Origin of the sequence: Paenibacillus sp. DCT19, assembly GCF_003268635.1 — a bacterium.
Classification (GTDB): Bacteria; Bacillota; Bacilli; order Paenibacillales; family Paenibacillaceae; genus Paenibacillus.
The window spans coordinates 5,953,909-5,977,542 of sequence record NZ_CP029639.1 but is presented as its reverse complement, the minus strand read 5'-3'; the positions used below and the strand labels follow the sequence as shown (position 1 = coordinate 5,977,542).

Here is a 23,634-nt window from a genome sequence, read left to right as displayed (position 1 = left end):
GTTTCAAGCCTTCGAAGATTTCTTCATCAGGCTGAACAATAAAAAATTCGATTTATAATTTTAAGGAGGATATACAAATGGGAGCAATGGCATTAATCGCAGCAGCAATTGTTGCAGGACTGGGCGCATTTGGCGCAGGTATTGGTAACGGTATGGTAATCAGCAAAACGGTGGAAGGTATTGCCCGTCAACCGGAAGCTAAATCCACTCTTCAAACAACGATGTTTATCGGTGTAGGTTTGATCGAGGTATTGCCGATCATCGGTGTGGTACTCGCGTTCATGTTCTACGGTATGGCTTAATTAAATTGATAAAGGTTTGGCGGGGAAGGCCACAGCCGTCCGCGCCTTCTTTTTAGGTAATATCCGTTACTAGCGGATGAACGTTTCAAGGATACCTCCAGGAAGGAGTGAACAGATTGAGTTTCGTATGGGAAAATACGCTTCTTGCGATTATTGCATTCGCAATCTTATATTGGCTGCTTAGCCGTTACGCTTTTGGTCCATTGTTCTCCATTATGGAAAAACGTCGTGAACTCGTGCTGTCGCAGATGAATGAGGCTGCTCAGACTCGGGAACAGGCGATCGCCTATGTGGAGGAGCAAAAACAAGCTCTTGAGCAAGCACGTCAAGATGCTTACGACATCATTGAACAATCGAAACAAACGGGTGGCAAACAAGCTGAATCAATTTTGGCTGATGCCAAAGCGGAAGCTAATCGTCTGAAAGACGACGCAGTACGCGAAATCGAGAGCGAGAAGAACAAAGCAGTCGCAGCGCTTCGCAGCGAACTGGGTACCGCTTCCGTTCAGATTGCATCCAAATTGATTAAAAAAGAAGTTGAGAACGGTCCTGCACAAGAAGAGCTTGTGAACCAATACCTCAATGAGGTAGGAGGCCGACAATGAGCCGCGATACGATTGTTGCCAAACGTTATGCGAAAGCATTGTTCGAAGTTGCTCTTCAGCAACAACAAGTACTTGAGGTTGAACAAGAGCTGCGCGCCGTTGTCAGTGCATTGACTGGTGATTCCGATATCCAGAAGTTTATCGTATCTCCTAATATCTCTGATGAAGCTAAACGGAACGTGCTTCACTCAAGTCTTGATGGCAAGGTATCCGAGTCTGTCCTTCGCACAGTCTTACTGTTAATTGAACGCGGACGCGTTGAATTGCTGGAAGACTTGCTGAATGATTATCGGAGGATTCAGGGCGAGTCGCTCGGGATTGCTGATGCGCGTGTATACTCAACTTATGCATTGAATGATGAGGAAAAAGAAGCGGTTGCTCGTGAATTCGGTGGCCGTGTGAATAAAAAGATTCGTATCGAGAATTTTGTTGATCCGACTCTGCTGGGCGGATTGAAAGTCGCCATTGGCGATACGATCTATGACGGCAGCTTGGCTGGCAAGCTCGAACGTCTTGAGCAGTCTTTTAACAGACGAGTACAGTAGATTGGGGTGAGGACACTTGAGTATCAAACCAGAAGAAATCAGTACATTAATTAAGAGCCAAATCGAACAATACAAGACCGATATCGATGTAGTCGAAGTCGGAACGGTTATCGAGGTTGGTGATGGTATTGCTCGTGTTTACGGACTTGAGAACGTAATGTCCAACGAGTTGGTTGAATTCCCAAGCGGTGTTATGGGACTCGCCATGAACGTAGAAGAAAGCAACGTCGGTGTCGTTATCCTTGGACCTTACTATGATATTCGTGAAGGCGACCAAGTTAAGCGTACTGGTCAGATCATGCAAGTGCCTGTAGGCGAAGCATTGATTGGGCGCGTTGTGAACCCGCTCGGTATTCCAGTGGATGGCAAAGGGCCAATCGCTACAACGGAATTCCGTCCGGTTGAAGGTAAAGCACCAGGCGTAATGGATCGTAAATCGGTTCATGAGCCGATGCAGACTGGGATCAAAGCCATTGACGCAATGGTACCTATCGGTCGCGGACAACGTGAGTTGATCATCGGTGACCGTCAAACGGGTAAAACATCCATCGCGATTGATGCCATCTTGAACCAAAAAGGTAGCGGCATGAAGTGTATCTATGTGGCTATTGGTCAGAAACAATCTACGGTTGCACAGGTTGTGGAAACTCTTCGTCGTAAAGGAGCAATGGAGTACACAATCGTTGTAACTGCAGCAGCTTCTGATCCATCACCACTCTTGTACATCGCACCGTATTCCGGTTGTTCGATGGGTGAGTACTTCATGTACAAAGGCGAGCACGTTCTGGTTATCTATGATGACTTGACTAAACAAGCTTCTGCTTATCGTGAGCTTTCCTTGTTGCTTCGTCGTCCACCGGGCCGTGAGGCTTATCCGGGTGACGTCTTCTATCTGCACTCCCGTTTGCTGGAGCGTGCTGCGAAGCTGAATGATGAACTGGGTGGTGGTTCTTTAACCGCACTGCCGTTCATTGAAACACAAGCTTCCGACGTATCTGCTTACATTCCAACGAACGTAATTTCCATCACGGACGGACAGATCTTCTTGGAAGCCGACTTGTTCAATGCTGGACAACGCCCGGCGATCAACGTAGGTATCTCCGTATCCCGTGTCGGTGGTTCTGCTCAGATCAAAGCGATGAAAAAGGTTGCAGGTTCCCTGCGTCTCGACCTCGCTCAATATCGTGAGCTTCAAGCGTTCTCCCAGTTCGGTTCCGATCTGGATAAAGCGACTCAGGCTCGTCTGAATCGTGGTGCACGCATGATGGAAATCCTGAAACAAGGTGTTAACCAGCCGCTGCCTGTAGAACAACAGGTTGTCAGCTTGTACACTGCTGTTAAAGGATTCTTGGATGAGATTCCAACAGGTGATGTTACTCGTTTTGAACATGAGTTCCTTGCGTTCATGGAGAGCACACATCCAGAGATTCTCGCATCCATCCGTGATACAAAAGAATTGACTTCAGACAACGAAAACGCACTGAAAGGTGCAATCGAGAAGTTCAGAAAGAGCTTCGCTGTCTCTGTCTAAATAGATGATTGCAGTCTGCGGAGTTGTTAACCGATTCCGCATGTCTGCATGTAAAACTTTGACTCTGTCAAAGTAAGATAATGCTTATGATCTAGTTTTGACTTGGTCAGAAAGAGTGTTGAGGCTTACGAAGTAACTTTGGCTTTGCCAAAGTAAAGGTTATGCTTACGATGTAGTTTTGACTTTGTCAAAACTGTGTGAATGCTTACGAAGTAACTTTGGTTCTGCCAAAGTTTTGAGGTGGTGAAATCATGGCAAAAGGCATGCGCGAAATTAAGCGGCAAATTAAAAGCGTACAAAGCACCAAGCAGATCACCAAAGCAATGGAGATGGTTGCAGCTGCAAAACTGCGTAAAGCGCAGGAAAAAGCTGAGGCAGCCCGTCCTTATTCGGAGAAGCTGAAAGAAGTTGTAGCTAGTATTGCATCCAGTACGCAAGGTATTCAGCATCCAATGTTAGAGAGCCGTCCGGTCAAAAAGACAGCTTATCTAATCATTACATCGGATCGTGGTCTTGCAGGTGGTTACAATGCGAACGTTCTGCGTCAGGTTAACCAGACGCTCAAGGAACGCCACACCTCTCAGGATGATTACGAATTGTTCGTCATTGGACGTAAGGGACGCGACTACTTCAGACGTCGTGAAATTGCGATGGCATCCACAACAACGGATCTGTCGGATTCACCTTCATTTGCAGACATCAAATCCATTGCACACGAAGCTGTTCATGGGTTTGAACTGGCTCATTTTGATGAATTGTACATTTGTTATAACCGCTTTGTGAATGCGTTGACCCAGATTCCTACGGTAGAGAAACTTCTTCCAATGGAAACACCTGAGGTGTCTGCTACGGAAGGACCAACAGCGAGCTACGAATACGAGCCGTCTGCTGAAGCTGTACTTGAGGTTTTGCTACCGCGTTATGCGGAGACGCTGATCTATGGTGCACTTCTGAACGGTAAGGCGAGTGAGCTAGGCGCGAAAATGACGGCAATGGGTAATGCAACGAAAAATGCATCTAAACTCATTAATGACTTGTCATTGACTTATAACCGTGCCCGTCAAGCGGCGATTACGCAGGAGATTACTGAAATTGTGGCAGGTGCCAACGCAGCACAAGGATAATCGTTTTTTTATTAATGAAGGCTTGCAGAGCAAAGATAAACGAACGGACATTATTTTTGCAAAAGTAGCAGGCTTGTAGGAGGGGAACGTTAAGATGAACAAAGGACGCGTTGTGAGCATCATGGGTCCGGTTGTTGACGTCGAGTTTGATCGCGGCGGTCTGCCGGAAATCCTCAATGCCATTACGATCACTACAGTAAGTGAGAGCGGCGTAAGTGTAAGTCTTACACTCGAAGCTTCGAAACATCTGGGTGACAACCGGGTACGTTGTATCGCGATGTCCTCTACGGACGGTCTCGTTCGTGGTATGGAAGCAGTAGATACTGGAGCTCCAATCTCTGTACCAGTCGGAGAAGCGACACTGGGTCGTGTATTTAACGTACTCGGCGAAGCAATCGATACTGGTGGTACAGTAGCTGCTGAACACAAGAACCCGATTCACCGTTCAGCTCCTGCATTTGATGAACTGACTACCCAAGCAGAGATGCTGGAGACAGGAATCAAAGTTATCGACTTGCTCGCGCCTTATGCGAAAGGTGGTAAAATCGGTCTCTTCGGTGGTGCCGGTGTAGGTAAAACGGTAACGATTCAAGAGCTGATCAACAACATCGCACAAGAGCACGGCGGTATCTCCGTATTTGCCGGTGTTGGTGAGCGTACACGTGAAGGTAACGACTTGTATCACGAGATGAGTGATTCCGGCGTTATCAACAAAACAGCAATGGTCTTCGGACAAATGAACGAGCCTCCAGGCGCACGTCTTCGTGTAGCCCTCACAGGTCTGACAATGGCGGAATATTTCCGTGATGAAGAAGGCCGTGACGTGTTGCTCTTTATCGATAATATCTTCCGTTTCACTCAAGCGGGTTCAGAAGTATCTGCCTTGCTTGGTCGTATGCCATCCGCGGTAGGTTACCAGCCTACGCTGGCTACAGAGATGGGTCAATTGCAAGAGCGTATCACTTCTACCAAAAAAGGATCGGTTACATCCATCCAGGCGATCTACGTACCTGCGGATGACTATACTGACCCGGCTCCTGCAACAACGTTTGCTCACTTGGACGCAACAACGAACTTGGAGCGTAAAATCTCCGAGATGGGTATCTACCCTGCGGTAGATCCACTTGCATCCAGCTCACGGATCTTGGCACCAGAAGTTGTAGGTGAAGAACACTACAGCGTTGCTCAAGGCGTTAAGCGTATCTTGGCTCGTTACAACGAGCTGCAAGATATCATTGCAATCTTGGGTATGGACGAGCTCAGCGAGGAAGATAGAGCGCTCGTTTATCGTGCGCGTAAAATTCAACGTTTCTTGTCCCAGCCTTTCCACGTTGCTGAAGCATTTAACGGTATTCCGGGTAAATACGTTCCGGTTAAAGAAACGGTGCGCAGCTTTAAAGAAATTCTCGAAGGCAAGCATGACGATCTTCCGGAAGCAGCATTCCTCTTTGTGGGTACAATTGAAGAGGCAGTGGAGAAAGCCAAAACACTGGTATAATCTGAATCCAGGATTGTCCTTATGAAGCGAGCTATCCTTCGGATAGTTTTCAGGAGGGATGGAATTGAGCACCTTTTTGTTGGAGATTGTAACCCCTGAGCGTCTGGTCTACTCCGAACAGGTTAATAGTATCAGCGCTCGTGGTGTTGAAGGGGAACTGGGTATTTTGCCAGGACATATCCCTATGGTCACACCTTTGCAAATCGCACCAATCTTGATCAAAAACGGAAAAGAGACGAAACAAGTCGCTATTGGCGGTGGTTTCATCGAAGTCCGTAAAGACAAAGTGGTTGTACTTGCAGAGAGTGCCGAGTTTCCGGAAAATATCGATGTGGATCGTGCGCGTGCGGCCAAAGAGCGGGCAGAACGCCGGCTTGCTAGCCAAAGCAACCAGGATCACTTTGATCACCGTCGTGCAGAGATTGCTCTGCAAAAAGCGGTTAACCGGATTAACGTATTCGGCAAATAAGCGATTCAATAAGTCTGGCGGCTTGTTCCGCCAGGCTTTTTTGACGTGTACAGGTGACATCTAAGCCGATTATATTGAGGTGAATTTGCTTTTATGTCTGTTTGCCCTTTTGAAAAGGAAGAAGGGTACAATAGATCTGTACAGATTGTTCTGTAGAGTCACGACTGTTGCATACAATGAGATCGCATCAATTTTGAGCATCGATTTACAGTTCGGATACCTACATATGTGGATAGCTAGACAATAGTGTTGCACGGTAAAGTTGCATTTTAAATATATTAAATTGTTGAGATGACAATCACCGTTTGGGTGGGCATGAATAGGATATAGGACTAAAGTAATGACGATAACGAAGTGGTAAGAACCATTTTTGTAGACCAAAAACCAAATTATTTCCGAGGAAATGACAAGCTTGATATCAAAATAGCGCTCTTTTATGTCGTTTTAGTACCAAAATCCCGAATAATTTCATTTAGAATATTTCCGAAGTGGAAATCAATGTAATTGACAATGTATGATGAAAGAGCCTATATTCCATAGAGTCAGCATTAGACGCAGTTGCAGGGATGAAATTCATAGTCATTCATAGCCAGTTTGTTGTTACTCAGTGATTGGGCAGTGGAGAATCCGCTTGGCGGCTCTCTAACCAAATAGGCTCAGTGTATGCCGTGTTAATTATCAGATTATCCTTATAAGGCTACTTCAAAGGATGACAAGCAAATTTGCGCGGGTCGCTGCAACAAATGTGGAGGTAATGAATATATGGATACTGATCTGACGAATCAGGTAAACCAGGCTCTAAGTACAAATGGTCTCGTTTCGATTATCGTCTCACTGATGTGCATAGCGTTGTCTTGGTGGGCTCTGCAGAACTTGAAGCTGGATGTAGTGATCAGACAGCCTAGAGGAGCTCAGGGAAGGTTGCTACACCTATTACTCGCCATCATCCTAGGTCATGCCGTTTCAGGTTTCGTTATCGATTACCTGTCATGGACACAAATGTTGCGTCATTTGTTTTAATCTTGAGATGGTTGGTTAATTCACTCTTAGGCTCTTTAGAGTAGGGTCATTGTCGAATAACATCGATTAATTGTGTTAACAATTAGAGTATGGATTGTCGACGTGCTAATTACGAAAAAAATGTGACGTGAAATTGGATGATTTTGAGATGTTTTATGTAAAAATGCTTGTATCGAACAATTCAACAATGTTATGATGGAAGTTAGGGAAATCACAAATGTTCACTATTTATAAGGCTATAAACGGGATCTCCGGTTGAATCCGGCTGAAAATTATCCCAACCGTCAGTTTTTATTCTTCGCCGATCCATATGTCTTGTTTAACAAGGGATTATGCACTTGATTCGGCTGTGTCATCATCAAATTTTTGAACTATAAACCAATTCTTTTCTGAGCAGACATCGATGGTATATTTTGCCATGATATGTCGGAATTCCACACACAGCAACAGTCCTTCTGCAAGAAGGGCTACACGTATTCCGGAATGAAGAAAAGGGAATAAACGCGCGGAGGGAACCATGATGAGCAAATTTATCGTCCGCGGTGGCAAAAGGTTGACCGGAAGTGTCAAAGTTAGCGGCGCTAAAAATTCTGTTCTTCCGATCATCGCTGCCTCTCTCTTAGGGGAAGAAGGACAAAGCGTTATTATTGACGCACCTCCTCTAGACGATGTGATGACGATTAACAAGGTGTTGGAATCGCTAGGAGCGGGTGTTACATACCGGGACGAAGTGATTACCGTAAATGCGGAAAAACTTACTTCCTGTGAAGCTCCGTATGAGTGGGTAAGTAAAATGCGGGCGTCATTTTTGGTAATGGGACCACTACTTACACGTATGGGTCACACGAGAATTTCGCTTCCTGGTGGATGTGCCATCGGTACACGACCTATTGATCAACATCTCAAAGGCTTTGAAGCTATGGGTGCGGAGATCAGTCTGGGTCAAGGTTATATAGAAGCACGCAGTCAAGGTCGACTACGTGGTGCTAAAATTTATCTAGATGTGGCATCTGTGGGTGCTACTCAAAATATTATGATGGCTGCAACATTGGCTGAAGGCGTGACTGTTCTGGAGAACGCCGCTAAAGAGCCAGAAATCGTGGATCTCGCGAACTTCCTGAATGGAATGGGAGCTAAAGTGCGCGGTGCTGGAACTGGTGTAATTCGGATCGAGGGTGTAGAGAAGCTTTCTGGTGTTAGACACACCGTTATTCCAGACCGGGTTGAAGCAGGAACGTACATGGCTGCTGCTGCAATCTCCGGTGGTGACGTCTACATTGAAGGTGCAATCTCTGACCACTTGGGATCGGTTATTGCGAAGATGGAAGAGATGGGTGTAACGATTCAACCTGACGAGAACGGAGTTCGAGTTATCGCAGATCGTCCACTCAAGGCGGTAGATGTGAAAACATTACCATACCCTGGCTTCCCGACGGATATGCAGTCTCAGATGATGGCACTATTGCTGGCTTCCGAAGGAACTAGCGTAGTAACCGAGACGGTATTTGAGAACCGCTTCATGCATGTGGATGAATTCCAACTGATGAATGCGGAGATCAAAGTAGAAGGTCGCTCTTCTATTATTACCGGTAACGCCAAGCTGAAGGGTGCTAAAGTAACAGCTACCGATTTGCGTGCGGGTGCCGCACTTATTATCGCGGGTCTTGTTGCTGAAGGTACAACAGAAGTGGGCGGTGTTCATCACATCGATCGTGGTTATGTTCATTTGGCTGAGAAGCTGAATGGTCTTGGAGCCGATATTTATCGGATTTCCGTTGAAGAGCCTAAGCTCGATGCAGCGAAAGCATCCCATGATAAAGTTGAAGAAGAAGTGCCTTTGTTCAAGGTACAACCAACTTTGGCTTAACATTGATGTATGCATAGTTGTTCGCTGTGCTGAACTGTTGTTGTGCGTGGTCATGCGAATAACGCATGAACTGTATTGGAGAAATGAACCAACCAAGCTGAGCCCACTGGGCTTGGCTTTTTTTTGTCTTTTTTTGGAGTAAAGATCACGCTTCGGTGTTGATATAAGTACCAGATTCTATTAATAGCTGATCCTAATCTATGTGTACCATAACATTTAATCCCGGACTGATTTTGAACGTGAGAGAAGAGCCGGAAACGCTGGGAACGGAGTGAGTAAATAGGGAACTAGGAAGCGGAACATCGCGTCAGATCAATATTTTTCAATGCAGAATGTGCATATAGATGCCCGAATGAAAGAATAGAAGAGAAGTGTCTTTCTCTTAAATATTGTTCTATCAGATCGATTCAACTCATACCCTAAACTATGGAATTGAACAAATTAGGCCGGTGCACAGTCACTCGTGGACAACGGAGGGTTATGTCGAAATGAAAGAAGCACGCGTACAGGTTAAGGTACCTCTTGTCCCTCGCCCAGGAACTACAGATCAAGGGGAACAATCTTCTAATTCAGGTTTGGAAAATGACAAGCTAGCCTCGGTGAAACCTATTCGGTTGGCATCCGTCGGCTCAGTGACAACATCTGCTCCACGCAAAGCGAGGGTAGACACATCAGAAGATGATACAACAGGCCAGATGCATGTACCTGTTATTGAACTGGATCATTTCCGCCCTGTGAAGCGGCGACGAATGCGGACATTTGGACGAGGGAATCGGTGGGGAAGACACAAGGCTCCACGTTGGCAGCCTGTTGCAGCAGCAACTACACTACTTACGCTCGCTTTGCTAATCCCTGTTATTCTGGTCTGGCCGCGAGCAGATGACCCGGTTAAATCGGTACCAGCATCACCTACCGCCAATAGTATATCTACTCCAGCACCCACTCCTGCTGTACCTGTAACGTATCCAGAGCCTAATGTACGGGTATATCTGTCGGCAACAGGTACAACGATGGAACTGCCGCTGGAGAAGTACGTATCCGGCGTGGTTGCGGCCGAGATGCCAGCTGAGTTCAGACTGGAAGCGTTGAAGGCTCAAGCCATTGCAGCTCGCACGTTTATCGTCAGAAGATTGGCGGCGAATGATACAAGTGGCGTGCCCTCGGGTGATGCAGACGTTACCGATACGGTAAGTCACCAAGTATTTATCCCACCAGATCAAGCGAAGGCTGAATGGACGCGGCTCGGCAAAGCGGAAGATTGGGAGAAGCTAGAGCAAGCCATTCGCGAGAGCCGTGATGCGGTCATGACATATCAGGGTAAAGCGATCACAGCTTCCTTTTTCTCAACCAGTAATGGGTATACCGAGAATGCAGAAGATGTATGGGGCAATGTTGTACCTTATCTCAAAAGTGTAGACAGCCCGTGGGACAAGAAGATCGCCCCGAGATTCGAGGAGACTGTTACGATGAAGCGCAGTGAAGTGTTGCAAAAGTTAAATCTGAGCGCCAGTGCAATACCCGTATCAGCTCAAAAGGGAAGTGCCTGGATGGAAGTGCTGTCTACAACAAAGGGACACCGGATTAAAGAAATGCAGATTGCCGGTCAGACATTCAGCGGCCCTGAAGTTAGGAACCTACTTGGACTCCGATCGAGTCAATTCAGTTGGAAGAACGATGGCGACGAGATCGAGTTCACAACCTATGGATACGGTCACGGTGTAGGCATGAGTCAGTGGGGAGCTAATGGCATGGCGCAAGAGGGCCACACTGCAACGCAGATCCTCAAACACTACTACACCGGCATATCCTTCGGACAGGCATCCAAGATACTGGCATCGAAGTAGATGAGATGGGTGCCGTTGGTGTTTAACGAATCTGAGAGACCTTATTAGGCTCTATCACCGCGATTGGAAATTCTAACGAACCTCAGAAGTGTTATAGCGAGAAAAACCACAGAATTAGTGCAATCATAGTGGCCAAATGAGTGATTAGCGTGTCGACGATTCGTTAGAATTCTCTGGATGCCATTTTCTCACCAATAAGGTCATCTGAGTTCGTTAGAGATATAACATGCTTGGTGTGTCCAGCCATCTCTAACGAATCGATAACTTAGCCGTTGCATCAACTCCCAAACTAGCAAATTACTGGCTCATTCAGTGCACCAACGACAAGTTAGCGAATTAGGAACTCAACCAGTGCATACTATTTACTCCATCCTACCCCACCTGCCCGCCTATCCTTAAAACTTTCAAGCTTTGACTATATCATCGGAGGGAGAGTGCGAGTGTTGGGTGAGCGTAGGGGACAGAAAAGGCCTGTAGAAGCGAAGCGTCCGCCTTTATCCCCGGATTTCTTCCTTAGGAGATTATAATCAGGAAATCCGGGGATAACAGCGAGTAGAAAGGTTTTCTGTCACCGGAGCGGAGCGCATACCAACTGCACATCTATGTCATCCTATCCTACTACCCGCCCCGTCTTAAAACTTTCAAGCTTTGCCTATATCGGATGGTATGCATTGTTGCGCCTGAACGGAGCGGACAGAGATAATCTGGAGAAACGGAGTGCTCGCCTTTATCCCGGGATTTCAACCTTTGAAAAAAGGTATAAAGGAAATCTGGGGATAACAGCGATCGGAAGATTGCTCTGGCTGTGGAGTGGTCTAGGGTAACCGTTATTCCCCCGTATATAGTACTCTCTGAAATTTTTATGAAAATAATTAGAGTCGCGCGTGTATAAAAGAGTTGCACCCGGTAACACTTGTTACTGAGGTGATCAAGATGAATGAACAAAACAAAAAAACAGTCCAAGAAGAAACTCCTAAAACAACACAAGGAGTACCGGCTAGCCAGCCCTCTTCATGGAAAAGAGCAATGTCCAAACGTTGGGTGTTCCCAGCAGCCTACATCGCAGCAGCAGGTATTATACTAACCTTAGTGTGGGTCTATCAGGGAACAAGCGAACAAGCGCTTAACTCGGATCCAGCAGGTGTAGTAGAAACCGGCACCAAGGGTACAGAAGAAACAGCTGTCGTTGATGGCGAACAGGAAAGTGTGGAAGTAGTTGCGAAGTCGGAGAGTTTTGTATGGCCAGTAGCGAGCCCTTCGGAAGTATCGATTGTGAAGCCTTTCTATGAAAACGAAGGTTCGACGGAAGAGCATGAAGCTGCGATGGTACAGTATAACGATACGTTTATCCCGAATACCGGTGTAGACCTGGCAAGAGGAGATAACAAGTCGTTTGAAGTAAAAGCAGCGCTTAGTGGAAAAGTAACCCGGGTTGAGCAAAATCCGCTGACAGGTCAAGTTGTGGAAATTACGCACGACGAGAACCTCAAGACGGTATACCAGAGCTTGTCCGATGTAAAAGTAAAAGAAAATGACGAAGTGAAGCAAGGGGATGCGATTGCATCAGCTGGCGTGAATGAGCTTGGCAAAACGCTTGGCAACCATCTGCACTTCGAAGTTTACGAAGACGGACAGCCGGTTAACCCAAAAGGATTTCTCCCGGAAAAATAATTGATTTTTTACCGCAGTACGCCGAAGGCAGAGGGAACGTTCCCTCTGCTTTTTTTACGTTTTCTGAAAATTATGGGACCTTCGAAGCTTGTCACACCTCTAAACCGCGAATATATAGGCATGCTCCTCATATAATGTACCAAACTATCCACACAGTAGGGAGGCGGGAGCGTGCACGATTACATCAAGGAACGGACCATCAAAATTGGTCGCTGCATTGTTGAGACAAGAAATACGGTCCGTACCATAGCCAAGGAATTCGGCGTGTCAAAGAGTACTGTGCATAAGGATCTGACGGAGCGTTTGCCGGAAATCAACCCTGATCTTGCTGACCAGGTGAAACACATTTTGGAGTACCACAAGTCGATCCGTCATTTGCGGGGCGGGGAAGCGACCAAGATCAAATACAAAAAAACGAGTGGAAAAAAGCGTGAAGTGTTGGCTTCTGCAAAATCGTAATCATCTTTGACAAGACATAGGCCAAAAAGCTCAAACTTGGATTGAATCCCTCCCTGAAGTATGATATGTTAAAAGCTGGTACAGGATCGAATTATGACATCTTATCAGCCCGATTTTTACATATATATGTTGCACTTTGTCGAACGAGCGGTGACGTGATAAGGGACTCTTTTTCACAGGATACGCTGACCAAATAATATCACTTTGGGGGCTCTTTTATGTTAAGCAAGGATATCGGTATTGATCTTGGCACGGCGAACGTGCTAATTCACGTGAAAGGAAGCGGGGTTGTCCTCGATGAACCTTCCGTTGTGACCATTGAAAGCGATACGAAGCGGGTCCTTGCTGTTGGGGAAGAAGCGCGTCGTATGGTGGGGCGTACTCCAGGTAACATTGTTGCCATCAGACCGCTGCGTGACGGCGTTATTGCGGACTTCGAGATTACGGAAGCGATGCTCAGACATTTCATTAACCGTGTGGGGGCGAGAAGCTGGTACAGCCACCCACGGATTTTGATCTGCGCGCCGACCAATATTACTTCCGTAGAGCAGAAGGCAATTCGTGAAGCTGCTGAGCGCAGCGGTGCCAAAGAAGTATTCCTAGAAGAAGAACCGAAAGCGGCAGCGATCGGTGCAGGCATGGATATTTTTCAGCCGAGCGGCAATATGGTCGTGGATATCGGCGGCGGAACGACTGACGTTGCAGTCCTGTCTATGGGCGACGTAGTCACCGCCTCTTCTATTAAAGTTGCAGGGGACAAGTTCGACGAAGCAATAATCAAGTTTATCAAAGCCAAATATAAGCTCATGATCGGTGAACGTACAGCCGAGGATCTGAAGATTGCGATTGGTTCTGTGCACCCAGGCGGACGCCAAACGGAGATGGATATCCGTGGACGTGATATGGTAACAGGTCTTCCAATTACCGTAACCGTGTCAGGCCATGAAGTACAAGAAGCGCTATGGGATTCTGTGCAATCCATTATCGTTGCGGCGAAGTCCGTATTGGAGCGGACACCACCTGAATTATCAGCGGACATCATTGACCGTGGTGTTGTGTTGACTGGCGGGGGTGCGCTATTGAACGGATTGGACGAGCTGTTATCGAATGAATTGCATGTACCGGTATGGGTAGCAGAGGATCCAATGCACTGTGTTGTAAAAGGAACAGGCATTATGCTCAATAATTTGGATCAAGTGGTTAAGAAAAAATTCTAATCTGCCGATATAATCAACAAAGGTTCGCCCATGCTCGGGTTAAGAACGGATAAGCCATAAGCCTGCCATGCAGGACAAGCGCTTGAGGAGAGGGGATCAACCATGTTAAGAGGTCTATATACGGCCACCGCAGGAATGCTTACGCAACAACGTCGCCATGACACAGCAACGCAGAATATCGTGAATATGAACACAACGGGATACAAACAGGTGAGCAGTGTCAGCCGTTCTTTCCCGGAAATGCTCATTACTTTGGTGGGCGGAGATGCGAATACTCCAACAAAGCGGTTGGGTAGATTGAACTCAGGTGTATTTGCCGAAGAGAGCTTGTCCATGAATGTGCAAGGTGCGATTAGAGAGAGCGGGCAGAAGAGTGATTTTGCCATTTCATCTAATTTGGTGGTAAACGATCCACAGACGGGACAACCTGTACCATTTGATGCATCAGGCAAGTTTGTGAGAGAAGATGGTACTGTTACGTACCAACCACAAGCGTATTTTACGGTACAGGATGCAGATGGTAATACAAGATATACGCGTGATGGACATTTCACTGTTACGGGAACAGGACAATTGCTGAGCTCGACGGGCTCACAAGTGTTGGATAATAATGGACAACCTGTCGTGTTGACAGGTTCCGTGGAGCAATTTAAAGTGGATGAGCAAGGTCGTCTCGTGAATGCAGCTACAGGTGCACCAACAGGCGTTACACTTGGAATTAGCGTGGTTGATCTGCCGAATCAGTTGGTACGTCAAGGTGACGGTAACTTCAGCCTGGACGAACAGGGCGGTGCAACGGCGAGAATGATGGCTGCAGGGGATAACGTTCAGATCCGTCAAGGTTACTTGGAGGGCTCCAATGTGGATGCATCTCAAGCAACGGTGGATATGAATGCTGCATTCCGTGCGTATGAGGCCAATCAGAAAATTGTACAGTTCTATGACCGAAGTTTAGAAAAGGCCGTTAATGAAGTTGGACGTGTATAACGTCAATCGTAGATATAACCACGTAGTGGGGAGGGTAAACCACCGATGAATAATTCCATGATTAGTGCCAAAGTTTCCATGACTGGCATTCAGCAACGTCTGGAAGTCATTGCCGATAATATTGCCAACGTGAACACGGCAGGCTATAAGAGCAAGCAAGCAGCGTTTGAGGATGTTTTGACTCGTGTACAACAACAGCCTGAGAAGTATCAACTAGACGGTCGTTCTACACCGATGGGATTTAACCTTGGGTTTGGTGTGCGTTTGTCAGATGTTACGAAGGATATGACGCAAGGACCGCTGAATGAGACGGGTAACCCAACGGATCTAGCGATTGAAGGCAACGCCATGTTTGCTGTGGAAGCGAATGGACAGAAAATGTGGACACGTCAAGGTGCATTCCATTTTGTACCTGATGAGAGACCGAACCCGAACCCGAATGCACCTCAGATGATGGTTCTCGTTAACGGTGAAGGGCATTTTGCACTTGATCGTAATGGTAATCGAATTACCGCACAGGTGAATAGCAAGGTCGCATTTGATGAGAATGGGAATTTGCTGATCCGCCAAGGTAATGCGGCTAACGCAACCATTGGTGCTCAGTTGCAACTCGTTGATATTGAGCGTCCAGAAGGTCTGGTGCAATTTGCCGATAACCTGTTTGGGTTGGACGTTGGTTTAACGGAAGATGATGTATTTGGAGCTAATGCGGCGACGCGTCAAGCGGCAGCTACTATTCGTGCGGGTTATCTGGAGCAGTCCAATGTGGATCTGACTTCGGAGATGGCTTTGCTGATGCAAGGACAGCGTACGTATCAGTTGGCAGCTCGGGCACTTACATCCAGTGATTCGATGGCGGGTCTAGCCAACAATTTGAGAGCATAAAAGGTGAATGTGATGACAGATACAGAGCAGCAGAACAGTAAGCCGGATAAGACGAAAGTCAAGAAGAAGAGTGGATGGCGTATTGCCAGATGGTTTCTGGTTCCGTTTCTGCTTGTTCTTGCCCTCGCTGGTGGTATGGTCGCTGGCTATGTAGTACTGGGTAAACAGGATATCGGCTCCGTATTCGAGTGGAGCACTTGGGAGCATGTGTATAATCTGGTGTTCGCTCCATAGGACGTGTAATGAGGGAAAACTCCTGCGTAGGCAGGAGTTTTCTTTTTGGCGTTGAAAACAGTATAATGATGGATGACGTTTGACTTCTAACGTCTAAGCATCAAAAGAGGCCTCCCCTGCGAATGATATGCATCATCGCCAAGAGAGACCCCTTATCTCAACCTTCACTACTGCAGTCATGAAGGATATTTCTAGTGTTAACCGAAAATGCGCTTTTTAAACAAATACAATAACTATATTTTATATGAGACCTGTTTTTTAAATGTTTGTCATATCAGCATACGTAGTGTAGGGAAAGGAATCGATTCTGAAGAAGCGAAAGCTACAAGCTTTCTCAAGAAAGCTTACTTCGGAAGCATAAACTCGCCTTTGTTTTCTAATTTTAACCTTTTAAAAAGCATATTCAGATAAAATTAGAAAACAACAGCGATCGAAAGAACGATCCGCCCCGAAGCGTCTAAGATGCAGATAACGTAAAATATTTAATCACGAGTCTCATATAAAATGTGACACGAAAGGAGAATACAACGTGCTCGATAGCAAACAGATTCAAGCGATCATTCCGCACCGTCCCCCGTTCCTACTGGTGGACAAGATTGTAGAGATGGAGGAGGGCAAGCGTGCCGTTGGTTTGAAGAATGTAACGATTAACGAACCGCACTTCCTGGGTCATTTTCCAGAGTATCCGGTAATGCCGGGTGTCTTGATTACAGAAGCGCTGGCTCAAGTTGGCGCAGTAGCTATGCTTAGCATCGAGAGCAATAAAGGCAAGATTGGATTTTTAGCGGGACTGGACAATTTCCGATTCCGTGGACAAGTTGTGCCTGGAGATACGCTGATGCTTGAAGTGGAGATCACTCGACTGAAGGGCTCTATTGGTAAAGGTAAAGCTACAGCTAGAGTGGAAGATAAAATTGTCGCTGAAGGCGAGATCATGTTTGCATTGTCTGACCCAAGCTAAGAGATAAGTAATTTATTGAATGGACATAGAGGAAGGGTTTGCAGGAATGGAACAGTTAAGCGAAACAGCAGCATTGACGCTGCAGCAATGGTTGGAGGATGCTTCGATTGATGAAGCGACGAAACAGGAGCTTCGTGACTTGCAGGATCAGCCGAAAGAGCTGGAAGACCGTTTCTATCGTAATTTGGAGTTCGGTACAGGTGGATTACGTGGTGTGATCGGCGCCGGAAGCAACCGGATGAACCGCTACACGGTGGGTCGTGCAACACAAGGATTCGCTCGGTATTTGTTGGAACAGCATGGTGACAAAGAAGGCAGACCTTCTGTTGTCATTGCGCATGATTCCCGTCACTATTCACCAGAGTTCACACTGGATGCTGCACTTGTTCTGGCAGGCAACGGGATCGTGGCGAAGCTGTTCACATCCTTGCGCCCTACGCCTCAATTGTCCTTCAGCGTGCGTCATTTGCAAGCAACAGGCGGTATTGTGGTGACAGCGAGCCATAACCCTCCTGAATATAACGGATATAAAGTGTACAACCACCAAGGGGGTCAACTTGTGCCGCATGAAGCGGAGAAGGTGATTCAGTACATCCAGGAGGTTCCTTCTCTTGCCGATGTCAAAAAGTTGACTCAAGAAGAAGCCGAAGCACAAGGATTGCTCGTATGGCTTGGGGAAGAAGAAGATCAAGCATTCTTCGATACGGTGGCGAGTCAGAGCTTGAGTCGTGAACTGATCCAAGACGGTGTAGGACGTGATTTTAAAATCGTCTTCACACCACTGCACGGAACAGGAAACGTACCTGTACGTCGTGTATTGGAACAGATCGGATTCGAACAACTGCACATCGTAGCAGAGCAAGAACAACCAGATGCGGAATTTTCCACTGTGAAGTCCCCTAACCCGGAAGAACGCGAAGCATTTACGCTGGCGATGAAGCTGGGCGAAGCAGTTGGAGCAGACATTTTAATCGGTACAGACCCAGATGCAGACCGCATGGGTGCAGTGGTAAAAGACAACGATGGCAAATATTTCGTCTTGTCCGGTAACCAGTCCGGTGCCATTATGGTTCATTATGTATTAAGTCGTCTGCAAGAGACAGGTAAGCTGCCAAGCAACGGTGCAGTGATCAAAACGATTGTAACGAGCGAGTTGGGCGCGGTCATCGCTGAGCATTATGGTGCAGAAGTGATGAACACCCTGACAGGCTTCAAATATATCGGTGAAAAAATGGATCAATTCGAAGAAAGCGGCAGTCATACGTTCTTGTTCGGATATGAAGAGAGCTATGGTTACCTGGCAGGTAATTATGCACGCGATAAGGATGCCATCCTTGCTTCCATGTTAATCGCTGAGGCAGCTGCATATTACAAGAGCCAAGGCAAAACGTTGTACGACGTACTGCAAGAGCTGTATCGCCAGTTCGGAACGTTCTTGGAGAAGCTGGAGTCCCGTACACTGAAAGGCAAAGATGGAGTCGCTCAGATTCAAGCTAAAATGACAGACTGGCGCTCCAATCCGCCACAAGAAGTCGCGGGAATCGCAGTACAAGATGTGCTGGACTACTCTCTCGGCCTAGACGGTTTGCCTAAAGAAAATGTACTCAAGTTCATTTTGGCGGACGGATCATGGTTCTGCCTGCGTCCATCAGGAACTGAGCCTAAGATCAAAATTTACTTTGCTGTACGTGGTGAGAGCACAGACGATGCTCAAAGCCGTATCGAGCGTTTGTCTGATGCAGTAATGACACGTGTAGACGCGTAATTCAGTTACAGGTTTTAAAGGATGTAGCTTGAACATGAGAAAGCCTCTCCGCACCGAAAGGTTGGTTGGCGGAGGGGCTTTTATTTTAGAGTGAAGAGTTAAACTTAACGTTTACATGAGAACGGAGAGGACAGAAATAACATGAAGAAGCGAAGCGTTCGCCTTTATCCCCGGATTTTCCCTTTAGATGAAGGGTTCAAAAAAATCTGGGGATAACAGCGATCGGAAGGTTATTCTGTCATCGGAGTGGATATTGTAAAAGTGGAATGAATGATGGAATTACTTGAGCTGAACGTGGATTTTGGTTCCAACACTTGAGGAGGTACACGTATAGTGCGTCAAAAATGGCTTTATTGGAATACCGCTTCCCGGAAGTGGCTGTGGCTTGTTGTCATCATTGGATTGGTAGCCTCCATTCCCGTGATTAGTGATCGAGTGCAGACAGAGTCTTCTGCCAAGAAGGTAGAACTGGTCTTCAATTATCGGGGTCTGCTGGATATCTCAGCATATCAGGCCCATCCGCAAGATTTTATGAATGAACAATTAACACGTCTAAAAGGTGCTGGCGTAACAACCATGGCAGTGTTCGAAAGTACACTGGATGAGTTGAGAAAGACACGCCGTATCATGGTATATAACGGTCAGGATCTCGCGAATCTGACGAAGAATGTGATTCCTTCGAATGAGAACTTCACGTATGTACTGTTCACGAATGAAGAGAATGCACAGACGTATGCCCCTATCATTGAACAAACGTTCGCTGACCGCCAGATTCCTGTGGTTCCATGGGAATACGAAGGCCGTAGCGGCTTAATATTGCAGACTCCGCCGGAGAATGCCAACATGCAGCCATTGCAGCCTGACCCAGTTGCTGTGAAAATGCTGCGTGATCACGGCTTCCACATCTTGCCGCGGATCTCAGATAGCGTACCTTACAACCAAGCCTCCATGGAGCGACTACTGTCGTTCTTCAAAGAGAACGGGGTTACACGCATCTTGTTTGATGGGGATGCTGTGAAAGGGTACAATGATAATGCGGAGATGAAGAGTATTGATCAATTCGCTCAATTGCTCAATAAATATGATATCGGACTCGCAGCGATTGAGAATCTGAAGAAGCCACAATCAGGCTTCCAGACACTCGCTTACAAAATTGATTATAATGTTGCACGCCTATATTCCCTGAGTGATGCCGATGCCAATCTGGACGTAGATACCATTGCAGACCGTTTCGTATTGGCTACGAAAGACCGTAACATTCGCATGCTCTACATGAATGCTTCACCAAGTCGAAATACGTCCAAAGCCATGATCACAGATCCAATTGAGAATCTGATCAACAGTCTGGGTGAACCAGGTCATGCCGTTGAACGTATGGGTAAATTCGGATTCGAACTTGGACAAGCTGAAGCATTTACGGTGAAGGATTCGTCCATTCAGCGTTATGCCAAACTGGTTGCTCTGATTGGTGCGATTGCCTTGATTACACTCATGGTATCGTACTTTGTACCATTGCTAACTCTGCTTGTGTTCGCGCTAAGTTTAGTAGGAAGTGCCGGATTGTTCTTGCTGAAACCGACACTGCTTGAGCAAGGGATCGCATTGCTAGTAGCCATTGCGGCACCGACGATTGCCATGGTACTTGCCGTTCGTACGGTAAATTACCAACAGCAACGTCAGCCAGATGCGTCCGCAGGTCGTCGTTTGGGTCAGACTATCATTCTATATGTAAGAACGTCGATTCTTTCATTTATGGCAGTGCCGTTTGTGATCGCTTTGCTTAACAGCATTACGTACAGTCTGGTCATTAACCAGTTCCGAGGCGTGAGCCTGTTGCACTTTGCACCAATCGCACTGGTTGCGATTTATGTTGTGTTTTATCGGGGCTCGGGCAGCTTCTCGATTAAGAAAATCAAGGAAATGCTCCGTATGCCAATTAACGTATTGATGGTTGTGCTGGCAGTCATTGCTGCAGCAGCTGGCTATTATTATTTGACACGTACAGGTAATTCAGGCTCGGTTACACCACTTGAAATGTTCCTGCGTACAGCGCTTGAAGATACCTTCGGCGTACGTCCAAGATTCAAAGAGTTCATGGGAGGACACCCACTGTTCATCGTTGGTGTGTTCGCTGCATTGAAATATCGTAAATTCGTTTTTGTTCTTATTCTTGCAACGATTGGACAGTTGTCCATGGTTGATACGTTTGCGCATATCCACACACCAGCTGTGTTGTCCCTCATTCGTGGTGTGATGGGATTGGGACTTGGCTTAATCTTCGGGATCATTGCTGTGGGTGTGTGGCAAGTCGCGGAAGGATGTTGGAAAAAATGGTCACCACTTCTCAAAAATTAGTCATCTCAGGATATTACGGTTTCCGTAACAGCGGAGACGAAGCGGTGCTGAAGTCAATTCTGACAGCACTGGAAGAGGAGAGCCGCAAGTCGGGCATCACCATTGAACCCATTGTGCTCTCCGGTGATCCGGAATCGACCACTTCAATGTATGGTGTTCGTTCTGTTCATCGTATGAAATTCAAGGAAGTTCGAGAAGCTATCAAGGAAAGTGACGGGTTAATTAGCGGTGGCGGTAGCCTGCTGCAGGATGCAACAGGGCTGAAGTCCATCCCGTATTACCTCGGTGTTATCAAACTTGCCCAGTGGTTGAAGAAACCAACGTTTATATATGCACAAGGGATCGGCCCGGTGAACCGGAAGATTTTCAATCCGATGATCCGTTCCGTTTTCAAAGCCTGTAAATATGTATCGGTTCGTGATGAGCAATCTGCCGAGCTGCTTCGCCAGCTAGGATTGCAGTGGAATCAGATTCACGTTGTACCTGATCCGGTAATGGGACTGCCATTGCCGGAGAATGGAGCAACAGAGAAGTCTGTTGTGGCGGGATCGGGTAAGAAGTCTTCGGTGAATGAGGAATTTCCCGATAATAACACTCCTGCGGGGAATACAAAACTTCCCGTTATTGGGATTTCGGTTCGCTTCTGGGAATCGGATCGCCAAGAGCTTACGGCTATTGCAGCTGGATTGAAGAAGCTCTGTGTGCACAAAGCAGTACATTTGCGGTTCATGCCATTCCATCTGCCTAAGGATGAAGAGGCATCACGATTCGTGATGGAATTGATGGGCGATGTGAGTAACAAAGGAAGCGAGGTCAGCATAACGGACAATCTGACCGATCCACAGCTCATGCTGCAAGAGGTAAGTCAGTGTGATATCGTCATTGGTATGCGACTGCACAGTCTCATCTATGCGGCTTCACAATACGTGCCACCCGTAGGGATCTCCTACGATCCGAAGATCGACCAGTTCATGCTTCGCCTGGACAGTGATATTGTAGGTAGCACAAGCACGCTTGATGCAGATCAACTAGCCAAGCATGTATCGAAGCTTCTCGATCAGCGGTCACAATGGCTGAAGGAGCATGAAGAATTAATTACGGAATTGAAGCAGGAGGCCAGAGTGCCTGCACAGCAGATTATCAACTATTTAGGCCGCAAAGGGTGAGAAGATAATGAGTGAGATCGGATCTATACCTACCGTTTCCATCTATGGTATTCCTTTTTCCAAATTGCCGATGAGTGAGACAGTAGAGGTTCTGAGGGAAGCGGTGCTGTCGAAGCAGCCGCATCATGTTATTACAGCCAATCCAATCATGGTTATGGCGGCAATGGAAGATCCAGCCATCATGCGCGTTATGCAATCGACTGAGATGATCGTCCCTGACGGCACAGGCGTTGTATGGGCTGCAAATTATTGCGGAGATCCTGTAGCTGAGCGTGTTCCCGGATATGAACTTTTACATGAATTGCTGCGCGTTGGAGAAAACTATCGTTGGGGTGTATATTTACTCGGTTCTACACCTGAGGTGATTCAAGAAACGGCAGTTCGGTTACAACAGCAGTATCCGGCGATTCGTATTGTAGGTTATCGTGACGGCTTCTTCGGTTCGGATGAAGATGATCAAGTCGTGGCTGCAATTCGTGAAACTGCTCCGGATCTATTGTTTGTTGCGCGGGGTGCAGATAATCAAGATCCTTGGATTAACAAGTTCAAGGATACACTCCAAGTTCCGGTGATGATGGGTGTTGGAGGAAGCTTCGATGTCATCTCAGGCAAAACGAAACGTGCGCCAAAACTGTTCCAGAAATTAAGGCTGGAATGGTTCTATCGCTTGCTTCGCGAGCCAAGTCGGGCAGGTCGAATGCTTGCGCTCCCGAAATTTGCACTTAAAGTCATAACGGACAAAGAAAACGTGACAAAAGCCCAATAAATATAGGCTAATACGAGAAAAATGCGTGTTTTTGCTAAAAATTGAGGTTGGCGTTTCGTTGGGGTTCAGCGTATAATTCGTTCTGGATTACATGTGTGCCACTGAAATGAAACACTTTTATTTGCACAGTATCACTACGATGTCAGAATAACCTTCTGATCGCTGTTATCCCCAGATTTCTTTTATTATCCTTCTAGAAGGATGAAATCCGGTGATAAAGGCGAACGCTTCGCTTCTACAGGTTATTTCTGCCCTCTCCGTTGAGTGCAAATTGTATTATTCATTAAACATGTCTAACAAGTAATTTTATATATAAAAGAGGATTAAAACCTCAAACAGAGATCAGGGGATTTAACATTATGC

21 protein-coding genes are annotated in these 23,634 nt (G+C 46.7%); all 21 read left to right on the top strand.

All coding sequences use genetic code 11. The annotated features are described in order from the left end of the window. Positions 1–77: 77 nt before the first annotated feature. Positions 78–302 (top strand): F0F1 ATP synthase subunit C, encoded by a 225-nt coding sequence (gene atpE, locus DMB88_RS27195; RefSeq protein WP_017691934.1) that lies wholly within the window; start codon positions 78–80, stop codon positions 300–302. 116 nt (positions 303–418) lie between these two features. Beyond that, positions 419–907 carry a F0F1 ATP synthase subunit B gene (gene atpF, locus DMB88_RS27190; protein ID WP_128103791.1) on the top strand — a complete coding sequence of 163 codons (489 nt, stop codon included), beginning with the start codon at positions 419–421 and terminating at the stop codon, positions 905–907. After that, complete coding sequence (locus tag DMB88_RS27185; RefSeq protein ID WP_128103790.1) at positions 904–1,452, top strand: F0F1 ATP synthase subunit delta; 549 nt, start codon at positions 904–906, stop codon at positions 1,450–1,452. The genes atpF and DMB88_RS27185 overlap by 4 nt, the downstream gene beginning before the upstream one ends. A 16-nt stretch (positions 1,453–1,468) precedes the next feature. Next, on the top strand, positions 1,469–2,983 hold the full coding sequence (atpA, locus tag DMB88_RS27180; protein WP_128103789.1) for a F0F1 ATP synthase subunit alpha: 1,515 nt from the start codon (positions 1,469–1,471) through the stop codon (positions 2,981–2,983). Between the two features lie 251 nt (positions 2,984–3,234). Further along, entirely contained in the window at positions 3,235–4,107 is an 873-nt protein-coding gene (atpG, locus tag DMB88_RS27175; RefSeq protein WP_128103788.1) for an ATP synthase F1 subunit gamma, read from the top strand. A 94-nt stretch (positions 4,108–4,201) separates the two neighbouring features. Further along, the gene (gene atpD, locus DMB88_RS27170) at positions 4,202–5,605 is read left to right on the top strand and encodes a F0F1 ATP synthase subunit beta (protein WP_095359962.1); all 1,404 of its coding nucleotides are present in this window, start codon (positions 4,202–4,204) and stop codon (positions 5,603–5,605) included. Between the two features lie 64 nt (positions 5,606–5,669). Beyond that, complete coding sequence (locus DMB88_RS27165; protein ID WP_128103787.1) at positions 5,670–6,074, top strand: F0F1 ATP synthase subunit epsilon; 405 nt, start codon at positions 5,670–5,672, stop codon at positions 6,072–6,074. A 762-nt stretch (positions 6,075–6,836) separates the two neighbouring features. After that, positions 6,837–7,094: a DUF1146 family protein gene (locus DMB88_RS27160; RefSeq protein ID WP_128103786.1), complete on the top strand. Its 258-nt coding sequence runs from the start codon at positions 6,837–6,839 to the stop codon at positions 7,092–7,094. A gap of 520 nt (positions 7,095–7,614) precedes the next feature. Continuing rightward, positions 7,615–8,961 (top strand): UDP-N-acetylglucosamine 1-carboxyvinyltransferase, encoded by a 1,347-nt coding sequence (gene murA, locus DMB88_RS27155; protein WP_128104626.1) that lies wholly within the window; start codon positions 7,615–7,617, stop codon positions 8,959–8,961. A gap of 488 nt (positions 8,962–9,449) precedes the next feature. Next, entirely contained in the window at positions 9,450–10,805 is a 1,356-nt protein-coding gene (gene spoIID / locus DMB88_RS27150) for a stage II sporulation protein D (RefSeq protein WP_128103785.1), read from the top strand. A 933-nt stretch (positions 10,806–11,738) separates the two neighbouring features. Beyond that, complete coding sequence (locus tag DMB88_RS27145) at positions 11,739–12,476, top strand: stage II sporulation protein SpoIIQ (protein ID WP_128103784.1); 738 nt, start codon at positions 11,739–11,741, stop codon at positions 12,474–12,476. Positions 12,477–12,647: 171 nt separating this feature from the next. Continuing rightward, positions 12,648–12,935, top strand: a complete 288-nt coding sequence (gene spoIIID, locus DMB88_RS27140) for a sporulation transcriptional regulator SpoIIID (RefSeq protein WP_024632710.1) — start codon at positions 12,648–12,650, stop codon at positions 12,933–12,935. 218 nt (positions 12,936–13,153) lie between these two features. Then, positions 13,154–14,152 carry a rod shape-determining protein gene (locus tag DMB88_RS27135; RefSeq protein WP_056693831.1) on the top strand — a complete coding sequence of 333 codons (999 nt, stop codon included), beginning with the start codon at positions 13,154–13,156 and terminating at the stop codon, positions 14,150–14,152. A 102-nt stretch (positions 14,153–14,254) separates the two neighbouring features. After that, positions 14,255–15,139, top strand: coding sequence for a flagellar hook-basal body protein (locus tag DMB88_RS27130; protein ID WP_128103783.1), 885 nt, complete (start codon positions 14,255–14,257; stop codon positions 15,137–15,139). A gap of 45 nt (positions 15,140–15,184) precedes the next feature. After that, positions 15,185–16,024 (top strand): flagellar hook-basal body protein, encoded by an 840-nt coding sequence (locus DMB88_RS27125; RefSeq protein WP_128103782.1) that lies wholly within the window; start codon positions 15,185–15,187, stop codon positions 16,022–16,024. 12 nt (positions 16,025–16,036) lie between these two features. Continuing rightward, entirely contained in the window at positions 16,037–16,258 is a 222-nt protein-coding gene (locus DMB88_RS27120; protein WP_128103781.1) for a DNA-directed RNA polymerase subunit beta, read from the top strand. A gap of 529 nt (positions 16,259–16,787) precedes the next feature. Further along, positions 16,788–17,219 carry a 3-hydroxyacyl-ACP dehydratase FabZ gene (gene fabZ, locus DMB88_RS27115; RefSeq protein WP_128103780.1) on the top strand — a complete coding sequence of 144 codons (432 nt, stop codon included), beginning with the start codon at positions 16,788–16,790 and terminating at the stop codon, positions 17,217–17,219. Between the two features lie 46 nt (positions 17,220–17,265). Beyond that, entirely contained in the window at positions 17,266–18,984 is a 1,719-nt protein-coding gene (locus tag DMB88_RS27110) for a phospho-sugar mutase (RefSeq protein ID WP_128103779.1), read from the top strand. 333 nt (positions 18,985–19,317) lie between these two features. After that, the gene (locus DMB88_RS27105) at positions 19,318–21,339 is read left to right on the top strand and encodes a DUF5693 family protein (protein WP_128103778.1); all 2,022 of its coding nucleotides are present in this window, start codon (positions 19,318–19,320) and stop codon (positions 21,337–21,339) included. Then, entirely contained in the window at positions 21,315–22,505 is a 1,191-nt protein-coding gene (gene csaB / locus DMB88_RS27100; protein ID WP_128103777.1) for a polysaccharide pyruvyl transferase CsaB, read from the top strand. The genes DMB88_RS27105 and csaB overlap by 25 nt, the downstream gene beginning before the upstream one ends. 7 nt (positions 22,506–22,512) lie before the next feature. After that, positions 22,513–23,271 (top strand): WecB/TagA/CpsF family glycosyltransferase, encoded by a 759-nt coding sequence (locus DMB88_RS27095; RefSeq protein WP_128103776.1) that lies wholly within the window; start codon positions 22,513–22,515, stop codon positions 23,269–23,271. Positions 23,272–23,634: the final 363 nt, after the last annotated feature.

Coding starts and splice junctions, on each gene's coding strand:
- DMB88_RS27120 (WP_128103781.1), top strand. CDS start 16,037: ATGACAGATACAGAGCAGCAGAACAGTAAGCCGGATAAGACGAAAGTC.
- atpE (WP_017691934.1), top strand. CDS start 78: ATGGGAGCAATGGCATTAATCGCAGCAGCAATTGTTGCAGGACTGGGC.
- DMB88_RS27185 (WP_128103790.1), top strand. CDS start 904: ATGAGCCGCGATACGATTGTTGCCAAACGTTATGCGAAAGCATTGTTC.
- spoIID (WP_128103785.1), top strand. CDS start 9,450: ATGAAAGAAGCACGCGTACAGGTTAAGGTACCTCTTGTCCCTCGCCCA.
- DMB88_RS27110 (WP_128103779.1), top strand. CDS start 17,266: ATGGAACAGTTAAGCGAAACAGCAGCATTGACGCTGCAGCAATGGTTG.
- DMB88_RS27135 (WP_056693831.1), top strand. CDS start 13,154: ATGTTAAGCAAGGATATCGGTATTGATCTTGGCACGGCGAACGTGCTA.
- DMB88_RS27130 (WP_128103783.1), top strand. CDS start 14,255: ATGTTAAGAGGTCTATATACGGCCACCGCAGGAATGCTTACGCAACAA.
- atpD (WP_095359962.1), top strand. CDS start 4,202: ATGAACAAAGGACGCGTTGTGAGCATCATGGGTCCGGTTGTTGACGTC.
- atpG (WP_128103788.1), top strand. CDS start 3,235: ATGGCAAAAGGCATGCGCGAAATTAAGCGGCAAATTAAAAGCGTACAA.
- murA (WP_128104626.1), top strand. CDS start 7,615: ATGAGCAAATTTATCGTCCGCGGTGGCAAAAGGTTGACCGGAAGTGTC.
- DMB88_RS27095 (WP_128103776.1), top strand. CDS start 22,513: ATGAGTGAGATCGGATCTATACCTACCGTTTCCATCTATGGTATTCCT.
- DMB88_RS27125 (WP_128103782.1), top strand. CDS start 15,185: ATGAATAATTCCATGATTAGTGCCAAAGTTTCCATGACTGGCATTCAG.
- csaB (WP_128103777.1), top strand. CDS start 21,315: ATGGTCACCACTTCTCAAAAATTAGTCATCTCAGGATATTACGGTTTC.
- DMB88_RS27160 (WP_128103786.1), top strand. CDS start 6,837: ATGGATACTGATCTGACGAATCAGGTAAACCAGGCTCTAAGTACAAAT.
- DMB88_RS27145 (WP_128103784.1), top strand. CDS start 11,739: ATGAATGAACAAAACAAAAAAACAGTCCAAGAAGAAACTCCTAAAACA.